At 41.3% G+C, this 11609-nt stretch carries 9 protein-coding genes; 2 read left to right on the forward strand and 7 right to left on the reverse strand.

Going from position 1 to position 11609, the window contains the following annotated elements:
• From AAGC65_RS13280 to AAGC65_RS13300, 5 genes are all read right to left on the reverse strand, one after another.
• Positions 1-268 (reverse strand): ATP-binding cassette domain-containing protein (locus tag AAGC65_RS13280; RefSeq protein ID WP_343112941.1); only part of this gene is annotated, 268 nt, incomplete at its 3' end.
• Positions 265-1311, reverse strand: coding sequence for an iron chelate uptake ABC transporter family permease subunit (locus AAGC65_RS13285; protein ID WP_343112942.1), 1047 nt, complete (start codon positions 1309-1311; stop codon positions 265-267). The genes AAGC65_RS13285 and AAGC65_RS13280, both read right to left, overlap by 4 nt.
• A gap of 2 nt (positions 1312-1313) precedes the next feature.
• Entirely contained in the window at positions 1314-2153 is an 840-nt protein-coding gene (locus AAGC65_RS13290; RefSeq protein WP_343112943.1) for an ABC transporter substrate-binding protein, read from the reverse strand.
• A gap of 69 nt (positions 2154-2222) precedes the next feature.
• Complete coding sequence (locus AAGC65_RS13295) at positions 2223-2831, reverse strand: HmuY family protein (protein ID WP_343112944.1); 609 nt, start codon at positions 2829-2831, stop codon at positions 2223-2225.
• Between the two features lie 28 nt (positions 2832-2859).
• Positions 2860-4962, reverse strand: a complete 2103-nt coding sequence (locus tag AAGC65_RS13300; RefSeq protein WP_343112945.1) for a TonB-dependent receptor — start codon at positions 4960-4962, stop codon at positions 2860-2862.
• Positions 4963-5060: 98 nt separating this feature from the next.
• Here AAGC65_RS13300 and AAGC65_RS13305 point away from each other — a divergent pair, with 98 nt between their 5' ends.
• Complete coding sequence (locus AAGC65_RS13305; RefSeq protein ID WP_343112946.1) at positions 5061-6011, forward strand: AraC family transcriptional regulator; 951 nt, start codon at positions 5061-5063, stop codon at positions 6009-6011.
• Positions 6012-6097: 86 nt separating this feature from the next.
• Positions 6098-6973 carry a hypothetical protein gene (locus tag AAGC65_RS13310; protein WP_343112947.1) on the forward strand — a complete coding sequence of 292 codons (876 nt, stop codon included), beginning with the start codon at positions 6098-6100 and terminating at the stop codon, positions 6971-6973.
• A gap of 90 nt (positions 6974-7063) precedes the next feature.
• Here the strand turns inward: AAGC65_RS13310 and AAGC65_RS13315 are convergent, their stop codons facing one another.
• Together AAGC65_RS13315 and AAGC65_RS13320 are read right to left on the reverse strand one after the other, a co-directional pair.
• Positions 7064-8485: a RagB/SusD family nutrient uptake outer membrane protein gene (locus AAGC65_RS13315; protein WP_343112948.1), complete on the reverse strand. Its 1422-nt coding sequence runs from the start codon at positions 8483-8485 to the stop codon at positions 7064-7066.
• Between the two features lie 18 nt (positions 8486-8503).
• The coding region (locus tag AAGC65_RS13320) for a TonB-dependent receptor (protein WP_343112949.1) at positions 8504-11609 on the reverse strand (3106 nt) is incomplete at its 5' end.

Consider the following 11609-nt stretch of genomic DNA (forward strand, 5'->3'; position numbering starts at 1 on the left):
ACAATATACTTACCGTATTATGCTGGGTAAGTACTGAGCGCAGTTGGGCCAGCTCTTTGATACTATATAGATCAACATGTTTGCTATTGAAATAGATATTGCCCGATGTGGTAGGTATTTCTCTACAAAGTAGTTTTAACAAAGTGCTTTTACCCGCCCCGTTGGCGCCAATTACTGCCAGCATTTCTCCGGGCTGTAGTTTAAAACTAATATTATCCAGAATCAGCTTTTTACCTGCCGAATGCGACACATTTTGTACACTTATCATAAATGCTGTTTTTTAAGCTGTGATATAATCATATAAATAAATACAGGCGAGCCGCCAAGGGCAGTAACAATACCAATTGGTAATTCGGCCGGCGCTACAATAGTACGGGATATAAGATCAGCAAGTGTCAGCGCTATGGCTCCTAATATGGCCGATCCGGGTAATACCAGGCGATGGTCAGACCCAAAAGCCATGCGCAGTATATGAGGGATCACTAAACCAATAAAACTAATTACCCCCGCAACTGCTACTGATGCGCCTACAGCCATTGTTGCTAAAATAATGATTGTTCTTTTGGTACGGTTAACGTTGATACCCATGTGACCGGCTTGCACCTCGCCCAAGGCTATACCATTTAAGGCCTTAGCCATAAATGGCAGACCGAAAAGTGGGATTAGTATGAAAGGCAACACGCTGCTGAAAGATATCCAACTGGCCCCACCCAGGCTACCCAGACTCCAGAAAGTAATATTGCGTAATTGTTCGTCTGTTGAAAGATAGGTAAGCAATCCGGTAAAGGCAAAGGCCAGCGCGTCAATGGCAATACCTGTTAGCAGTAAAGCGGTTACTACGGTTTTACCCTGGTGTATGGCTAAGCGGTACACGGTTAGGGTTGTAATAAATGCACCAAAAAATGCAGCTACAGCAAGGGCGTAATAGCCATATATACTGCCTAAACTGTTCAGTAAATGCCCTCCAAAAACGATCATTAACGCGGCAAATAAAGTGGCACCTGATGATATTCCGATCAATCCAGGTTCGGCCAATGGGTTACGGAATAGGCCTTGTAGCGAAGCGCCTGATATGGCCAAAGCCGCACCGATGATGACGCCCAACAATACTCTTGGTAAGCGTAAACTAAACAGCACCGCAACTTGCTGCGGCTGAAATAGTATTTCCTTACTTAAGCCGGTATGGTAGGTTACTATCGACCAAAATTGTGCAAGACTGATATGAACCGCTCCAATGCAAACCGAAGTGATGACAGCAGTTAGCAAAAACAGCGCAAGTACAGTTAATATTAATTGATGGTTTTTAAACACGGTTATTTTAGCTTTTGTGATAGCTCGGCTATTGCCTGCCCAAGGCGGGGGCCAAAACCTGTTAATAATTCACCTTCCATAGTAATGAATTTTTTGTTCTTACCTGCGTTGGTCTGGTTGATGCCCTGTACATTTAATAATCCGGTTGCACCACCTAAACTTTCCATGCCACTGCTGAACAGCAGGATAGCATCGGGGTTGGCGGCTACCAATGCTTCGGAGGTTAAGGGTTTATAGTCATTAAAACCCGTTACCGCGTTTTGACCACCTGCCAGTTGAATGATTTTATTCAAAGGTGTATTATCGCCCGAAACCATCATGGTGCCTGCTCCGCGGGCATAAATAAATAGCACCTTGGGTTTAGTTGCAGTTTTATTCAGTTTATTGGCAGCAGCAAGGTCTGTATCCAGCTTTTTAATAAGTACGGCCGCTTGTTGTTGTCCTCCAAAGGCAGCCGACATATCCTTGATCAGCTTGCGTGTGCCGTCTGGTGAAAAATCCTGCGTAAACATAACCAGTTTAATGCCTGCGCTTTTTAATTGAGCAGCCAGTTCGGGTTTTATTTCAGTACTTAAACCGGTTACCACATCGGGCTGCAGAGCAATAATGCCTTCGGCAGATATGTTGCGATAGTGGCCTATTTTGGGTTTGCTTTTCAAGCTTTCGGGATAATTACTGGTTACATCGGTACCAATAATGTTATTCTCTAAACCCAGTCCTACTAATATCTCGCTAACAGTACCATTAAGAGATACGATCTTTGTATTGACCGACAGCCGGTCACCGGCTTTTGCATTCAGGGTGAATACTGCCAGTATTATTGCCAAAATTATTCTTTTCATCTTAAAAAAAATTAAATTAAAAACAGCTCCCCCAAGGGAGAGCCATTACTACTAACCAACTAAAAAAAATTATTTAAAACTTGTAGTGCCATCTCCCTGGTATGCAAAACGGAAGGTGTAAAAACGTGATGCAGGCCTTGTTGCAAGATTTGCGAACTCGGCTGTAGTAGTGTTAGGGTTGCCTTTATAGTAGCTTATTATTTCAACCTTGGCATATTTACCATCGCTGGTTTTTATTACTATTATTTTGCCTGGAACCGTAAGTATTGCATGCTGCGGCTCGGTAGTATTTGTATAGGTATACCAGCCGGAAATGGCAGGGGCTCCGTTTGCATCTGTTTTGTAATCGGCAGTAGGTGCTGCAGTTAAGGTTTCAAACGTGCTGCTTACTATTTGAGCCTGGGTTGTTCCTGTGCCGGATGTACCGCCGTTTATAAACAGACTTGTCCCTTTAAATTTAATATCCCATTTGGTTGAAGCGGTATCCGCTCCTGTAATTTGTGAGCCGGTTGCCAGGCTATAATAAACGTTAGTTGTTGATCCGTCAAGATCGGCAACTGTTTTGGTAGTAAGCTTGCTTGTTTCAGGAGCAACAACATCGTTGTTTTTACTGCATGATGATGCCAATAAGATAAACGCGCTGCCTAATGCCAATGATAGGGTTGTTAATTTGTTCATGTGTACTATTGTTTGAATGATTATTTAATTATTGATTTTTATTGAAATTGTAGATGATCCCGGCATAAACGAGCCTGCCGGGCAGGTTGAGGATAACCTGCGTGTCTTTATAGTTCAGCAGATTCTGGCTGGTAAGTTGTACCCGGAATGCATCTTTCATAAATGATTTGGACAAGGAAGCATTAACCAGCACATAGCCTTTGGTATATTCATCATCACGGTTTACAATGCCGTTGCCGTCCGCGTCTTTGTAGCCATAGCGTCCACGATAAATGGCTCGTAAGGATGCGTTAATACCGGTTTTTTCATTCAGATAGTTGACGCGGATATTGTAAGTGTATTTTGACCGGCCAAGCAAGCTTCCATAGTCACTTCTTTTGATCTCTTTGGTAAGGTTTGTTGCAGGATCTTTAGTAAAAACCTTTCCTGCGGCTATTTGATCCAATACATCCTGATCATAGGCTTCCAGGTATTGAAAACCGCCGCCTATTTGTAAAGGTTTAAATAACTGGTAGCTTAAATCTGTTTCAATGCCCTGTGTGTAAACCCTGTTCAAATTAAAATAGGAGAATACGGATTGCCCGTTAGTTTTGATGGCGATAGCCGCTGTTTCAATAAGGTTGGTAATGTTGTTACGAAACAGGTTGGTTGTCCAGTACAATTTGCTATTAGCATTATAGCGGTAGCCGAAATTAAAGGCGGTTGAGCTCTCAGCATTTAATCGTTGTAACGATGCCGGGTCTATCAACACAGATTCTATTTGTCCCTGTTGTTGCAAACGCGCTATACCGGCGGCGGCTTCTTCATAACCAAAAACACTGTAACCAACTTCGGCATTAGTAAAGTTCAAATAAAGCTGCCTGAAGTCGGGAGCCTTATAGCCTTTGCCTAATGACCCTAATAAAGTAAATTTAGGACTCAACGCATAGCTTGCAGCCAGTTTAGGACTGAATTGTGATTTATAAACGCTGTGTGCATCATACCGTCCGCCGGCAATTATATCCAGCTTTTTTACAGGGAGCCAGTCGGCCTGAAAATATCCATAGCCTGAAGTGAATGATTGTAATTTCTCATAGCGTGTAGCTTCAACAGATTCATACTGCCCGCCCGCACCGGCAGTTAGCTTAAGGTTACTCTTTAAAGCGTAATCATTTTGCAGCTCGGCCCGGTTAAAAGTCTGATTAAAATAGGTTTGGTCATATACGGATTGATCGTCTGTATATCGAACATCTGAATTTGTTTTATAGGTTGACCGGTAAAGCTGCAGGGTTGAAAACAGTTTATCGCTAAAGCGATGGGTTATGACCGGAGCGATGTTGAAATCTTTCTCGGTTCCGGTTCCGCCGGCATAACGGTTATCTACCAAATATTTGCTGTCCTGATCATTGGTATAATACCTCGCAGAAAGTTTTACTGTTGTTTTAGCATCTATTTTATAAGCAGATTTGGCATTTAATGTATAACCCGAAAAGGGCGAAACTGTAGGCAAGCCAGAAGACGGTTGTAAAGTGTAGCCGCCACTGCTGTAACGATTGGCAAAGCCTGATATGTAAAATTTGTTACTGCTATAAGCTGAATTTAAACTGATGTCAGCAGTTTTATTGGTGCCATAACGGGTAGATAATCCGGTTGATAAACCCTTTGCCGGGTCGGAAGTTATAATATTTACTACACCTGCCATTGCCTCGCTGCCATAAAGGGAAGAAGTGGGGCCTTTAACAATCTCAATTCTGTCTATATTATTAGTAGTGATCCTAGAGAGTTCTAATATCCCGGTATTCCGGCCAATTAAGGGCAAACCATCTATCAGGATCATGGTATATGCTGGGTCAAACCCTTGTATCTGTATGCCTTGTCCGTGCGGGTCATCCAAAATGGTCATGCCGGTTTGTTCGGCTAAAATTTCATTTAACCTTACCAGGCCTTTTTTCTTTATTTCATCTGATGTGATCCTGGTAATAGGTATTGGCACCTGTTGCAAGCTTTTAGGCGTGCGTGTACCGGTTACTACTACTTCTTTCAATTGCCTGGTATTGGTGGTGTCTTTTTTAATGGTATCACTTTGTTGTGCCTGTATGTTTTGAAGTGTTATAAAAAGTAGGAGTAGAAGAAATATAAATTTTAATTGCATTTATTTAGACTAATTAAAAATAATGATGCAAATTTGAACGGTTTTTAGAAAGTATGCTAACGCCAGCGGGATTTTAATAAACGCGATACGGATAAAAAATGATAACACTTACCCAAGCTTTCATTGATGAGTACTTATACACAATGTATGACTGTACTAAAGAAGAACCCCGGGTTGATTATAATGCAGGGTGGGGAAGTGTAAGTGTTACTGCAATATCAATAGTTGATATTGGATTATTCGTTATCGAATTTAACAGCCATAAAGCCATGCCAGTGGCCGTTGGGATGGATAGGGCTTCATTAATGTTGCTTTTTACGCTATCGGGCCGATATCAATTAGTGAATGCAGATCAGGTACATTCTGCTGAATTTACTCATAAGGGTTGGGTTTCTACAAATGATCAGAAATTAACTTTGATGTTTGAGGGCAATTTGAAAATTTTTGCCGTTTGTTTCCTGGATTGTGGTTTAAAAGGAGCTATGACAGCTGATTTACAGGCAGGTCAGCTCAATGTGTTACAATCAGTCAGACCGACCACGGCCCAAATGAGTCAGACCGTAAGGAGTATAATGGATAATATGGGCAAAAATGGCCGGCATCATATTTATGCGAAAGCAAAGGCCCTGGAGTTGCTTTATTTGGAATTTGAACAGTTGGAAACATTAGCAGGGCAACAGGGAAATTTGTTGTGGAAGGAAGAGGATCATGATCGTATTCATCAGGCTAAAACTATTATTGAAGAGAATTTAATAAGTCCTTGTTCTTTAATAGAATTGGCTCATAAGGTTGGTTTGAATGATTTTAAATTAAAAAAAGGATTTCGGGAAGTTTTAGGCACAACAGTTTTTGGTTACCTGTATGAGTTAAGGATGAAGAAGGCAACCTCGCTTCTGAAAGAGGGAAAATTAGTAAGAGATGTGGCTTACGAAGTAGGGTATAAAAATGCGCATCATTTTACAGTGGCCTTTAAAAAGAAGTTTGGCTATCTTCCCAGCAAGGTAAGCCATTTTCTGGGTATATGCTTTTATATGTTTCTGTTGAACTAATAACATAAAAGCACGGGTTTAAAGATTTGTTTACTTTAAGAATGCGGATAATATCTATTTTAGAGAAATCATAATCCAATAAAATAATGAAAGATTTCGCGCTCCTGATAGGTAATGATATCAATAATATTAACCCTGGTAAAAGCTGGAAGCAATTATTGGAAGATATTACCTCTTATTGCGGAGTTAACCACATTAACCGGGAAGAGAAACCATTTCCACTGCTGTATGAAGAGATTTTTTTGAGTGCCATTCGTACAAAAAGGATCGAGGAAAAAGATCTGAAGACCTATATAGCGAAGATCGTTTCGGAGATCAACGAAAATGAAATTCATGAAAGAATAAGATCAATGGGCGTGCCTCATATCATGACTACCAATTATGAATTTTCTATTGAAGGCAGGCCTCCCAAAACTAATAGTAGTTTAGTTACCGAAAAGTTATACAGCATTTTCAGAAAACATGAAATGGATGGCACCACCTATTGGCATTTGCATGGAGATTGCAATAATCCGATTTCTATCAATCTGGGATATGAACACTATTGCGGCCAGTTGCAAAACATGAGAAACTATACGCTTACAGGAACTGATTATAAAACGGAAGGGATATTAAAAGAGTCGCTTGTCAGAAGATTAACCCATAAAAAACCGGTTAATTACCAATCCTGGATTGATCTGTTTTTTACAAAAGATATCTACATTTTGGGCTTAGGACTTGATTTTGTTGAATCTGATTTGTGGTGGTTGCTTACCTATAGGGCCCGGAGTAAATATTATAAAACAAAGTTTCCGATCAATAATAAAATTACCTATTTTATCCCGGCCGAATACGAGGCCCGTTCCAAATCAAAATTAGAAATATTAAGAGCTAATGACGTTGATGTAATACCGCTTAAAAGTAAAAATAAGCTTAGTTATTATAAATCGGTTTTGAACATGATTGATAAAAATGGCAAATAGTGTTATTCGATATTTTTAATAGTTAAGATAATAAGGGGAGTTAATACAGAATATTAACTCCCCTTTTAGCATAAATTTGATAGCCGCTTATTAATAACCCGGATTTTGGGTTATCTTACTGTTTTGCGTAATTACATATTGTGGAATAGGCAATATTAATCTTTGTTCGGTTACAGCTTTGCCTTTTGCTGTTAATACAGGCAATGCCCTTCCTGTTCGTTTTAGATCAAAAAAACGATGAAACTCCATTGCCAGCTCAACTTTCCGTTCATGTTCTACTGCCAGTGCAAGTGTTGGATATTGTGCAGAAGGATATTCAGCACTTCCAAATGCTCCCAAACCAACGCGTGCACGAACCTGATTTAAGTAAGTAGCATCGCCGGTAGCCTCTGACAAAAGCAGCAACACATCTGCATAACGTAGTACCATAAAGTTATTATTGCTTAGCTCCTGGGTGCCGCTTGTTGGCGCGGTACGGTCTTCCCATTTTTTAGGGAATTTGATTTTTACAAAATTTCCCTTGGCATCGGTATATCCAGTTTCAATGGAAGCATCCCTGCGGGGATCACCAGCCTCATATTCATTGTACAGATCGTCGGTTACCTGGTTAATACCACCGCCATATTTGGTAATTACACCATTGGTAACTGGGGCAAAGGCTGTCCAGTAGGGGCTGAACGGATTACTTGCCGCTCCACCCAGATACTGAATTTCAAAAACAGACTCTTTGGTATTTTTAACATTGGGGCCAAATAAAGAAGTATACTGGGGTAGCAAACTATACTGACCGCTATTATAAACATCCTGCAATACCTGTGCAGCGCCTGTTTTATTACCCATAGATAAATATACTTTACCCAATACCGTTTCGGCGGCGCCTTTTGAAGCACGTCCCGCAGCCGGAACGGCGTTTGCCAATGGCAAATTATCAACCGCGAATTTTAAATCGGTAACAATTTGGGTATATACATCGGCTGTAGGAGAACGCAATATGCCATAGCTTTCATCGGCGCTTACTACTTTGGTTACTAACGGCACGCCACCAAATAATTGCACCATGTTATAATAATATAAGCCACGCAGAAACATCATCTCGGCTTTTACATGATTGGTATAATCGGCATCAAGGCCGGCTGCCTGTATCTTATCTAAAACGTTGTTAATATTAAACAGGGCTTTGTAGTAGTCTTGCCAGTATTGGTATACCAATGTATTGCTTGCAGTGGTGGTATAATCTCTGATAGCCCATTTATCGGCCTGTGCGCCTGCTACCGCGTATAGTGTTCCCTCGTCAGACATGATCTCGGTATAAGACACGGCTTCTTCGGGTGCATAAATTACATATAGTGTAGCATAGGCTGAGTTGATGGCTACTTCAAAATCTGCTTTGGTTTTATAGAAATTATTAGCATTAGCATTGGATTCAGGGGATAGCTCCAGAAATGATTTTTTGCAACTGCAGGCCATTACACAAATAAGGGTGATAGCCAAAATTCTTTTTATATTTTTCATTTTCACGATCATTAAAAATTAAAAATCAACCTTAGCTCCAAAAGTTATTACCCGTGGTACCGGGTACGATCCATAATCTACTCCATAAAAGGCACCGGAAGGTACCCCGGTTGTTGGCGTTGATGACGAAACTGTTGACGGATAGGTGGTGTTTTCAGGGTCAAAGTTTTTGTATTTGCTAAAAAGATGCACATTCTCGGCATTTACGTATATACGAGCACCTTTAACCGGGGTATGCTGGAGCCATGATTTAGGAAGTGTATATGATAGCCTGATATTTTTAAGCCGTACCCAGGTGGCGCTTTCAACCCAATAACTGGAGAAACTTTGCTCCATAGCCGTAGGGTTGATGGATGGCTTAAAATGCACGCCATCACCCGGATCACTTTCGGAGCGCCAGTAATTGGCTACACCTGCATAAGCGTTACGGCCTCCATTCCAGATACCCAGATAACGGGTAAGCTGGTTGGTTATTTGCCCGCCAAATGATCCCTGAAACATGAAAGAAAATTCAAACCCTTTATAGCTGAATGTATTGGTTATACCTGATGCAAAATTGGCTTGAGCATTACCGATAGTTGTTTGGTCATTAGCATCAATTTTACCATCCTTATTTACATCCCGTACAATTGGCTCGCCGGGAGTTGTGCCGGTAACATGAGGTGAAGCGTCAATCTCAGCCTGATTTTTATAAACGCCATCAAAAATGTATCCGTAAAAGTTTGATACAGGCTGCCCAACCTGGGTTTTAACCTGTACAACATAATCGGTAAACAGCAATGGTGCATTGCCCGGGCCAAGCTGTAATACCTTGTTTCGGTTAAATGAAAGGTTAAAATCAGTACTCCATTTAAATGCCCCGGTGGTGTTTTTGGTGTTCAGGCTAAATTCTAATCCGAGGTTCCTTACCTTACCAATATTGGTTAATTGGGTGGAGAAACCTGTAATATCCGGTACAGGTACATTTAATAAAAGGTTGTTGGTGATGGAGTTGTAAAACTCTGCGGTAAAATTAATCCTGTTTTTTATAATGCCGATATCAATACCCAGGTTAAACTGGTTTGTTTTTTCCCATTTCAGATCGGGGTTTGAGATATTGGAAACTGTAAGCCCACTGGCAAGTGCACTGCCACTCACGTAATTTGATGTGCTTAGTAGGCTGGTAGGCCCGTAGTTAGGTATTTGGTTGTTACCTGCAACACCATAACTTGCTCTTAATTTTAAGTTGCTGATAAACTCGGTGTTCTTCATAAAATCCTCGTCGGATATAAGCCAACCGGCTGATACCGATGGGAAATATCCCCATTTGGAGTTTGTACCAAACCTTGAACTACCATCGCGGCGTATGGTTCCGGTCAGGAAATACCTGTTTTTATAATTGTAATTTACCCTGGCCAGATACGAGATCATGGCCCATTCAGATGCGGTTGAGGTTCCTGAACTTGCGGTACCCGCATTTAAAGTGTGCACGAGGTCATTAGGGAAGTTTGATGATACCAGCTGGCTGTACTCATCACGCTCATGTTGAGCCGTATAACCTATCAAAGCGTTAAAACTATGATCGCCAAATTGCTTATCATAAGTTAATGTGTTTTCTGTAAGCCAGTTTAATGAGTAATTTGATCTGGTTACGCCTTGTGCGGGCAACACAGCAGAATATCCATAACCCTGGCCTGCATTAGCGTAAGAGTTATAACTGTTATTGTACAGGTTGGCGTTAACACTACTGCGGAACTTTAAATCATCGATGATCTTGTATTCTAAAAAGCCTGTTGCAAGGGTGTTAAATGATTTATTTTGGGCTTCAATTTCACGGGTTAGTGAGTAGGGGTGCCACTCAATCAAATCGCTGTATGGGATAAAACGATACCATTTTGAACTCGGATCCCGGAAGCCAAGGCTGCCGGTTTCTGTATAAACCGGAAATATCGGATCGCTTTGCAGCCCAAGACTAACCACATCGCTTTTACCAGCTACGCCATCTGTACGGTCAAATATACCGGTAAAGGAAAGGTTAGTACCTACAGTAAAATGATCAGATATCTTATGTTTGATGTTTGTGCGCAATGATAGGCGTTTATAGTAATTGGCATCAAGCACTGCATCCTGATTCAGATAGCCCACAGAAAATAGGAACTGGGTTTTATCGGTACCGCCCGATACAGATACCTGCGCGTTTTGCAGCGGTGCAGAACGAAACATTACATCCTGCCAATTGGTTCCATTACCAAACTGCCCAGGGTTAGTAGTAAAATCATCCGGAATTTTATAAGCAGATGTACGGGCACTATTAGGATCGGATGCCGAATGGCCTGCGCCTAAAGCAACCCATGCGTTATTGTGCGCGTCAATATAATACTGTATAAACTGCTGAGCGTTCATCATGTCTATCCTGCGGGTAACATCCTGTACGCCATATTCATAAGATGCATTTACATTGGTTTGGCCGGGCTTTCCCAGTTTTGTGGTAACAATCACAACTCCATTTGCACCGCGTGAACCATAAATAGCCGTGGATGAAGCATCCTTCAACACATCTATCGATTCAATATCCTGTGGGTTGATGTAGTTTAAATTGAAGTTTTCGAGTGGTAACCCATCTACCACATATAGCGGATTGGTACCGGCTGTAATAGAGCTTGTACCCCTGATTTTGATAATTGGTGTTGAACCGGGTGCTCCCTGCGCTTGTGTAATACTTACGCCGGGCAATTCACCGGCTAATGACTGTGTTACGTTGCTGTTTGTGCGGTCTTTAAAGTTGTCATATTTTACCGATGCTATAGAACCGGTTACAGCCCGTTTGCTTTGGGTACCATAACCAACCACTATAATTTCATTAAGCTGTTTGCCAGCAGTATTAACTTTAAGGGTTACATTAAGTGTTTCTACATCGGCAGTGCCTTTTACGCTAACCGTTTGGCTGTTAAAACCGATGTAAGAAAAAGTTAGCTGGGCACCGTTTTGAACGGTAAGCTCATAATCGCCGTTGCCATTGGTTATGGCACCGTATTTAGTGCCTTCCTGCTTAACGGTTACACCCACCAAAGGCAGTCCTTTTTCATCAATTACCTTTCCTTTTACCCTGATATCTTTTATTTCAGTATCATTAGAGTTTGTGGTT

It is taken from the genome of Mucilaginibacter sp., from assembly GCF_039207105.1.
GTDB lineage: Bacteria > Bacteroidota > Bacteroidia > Sphingobacteriales > Sphingobacteriaceae > Mucilaginibacter.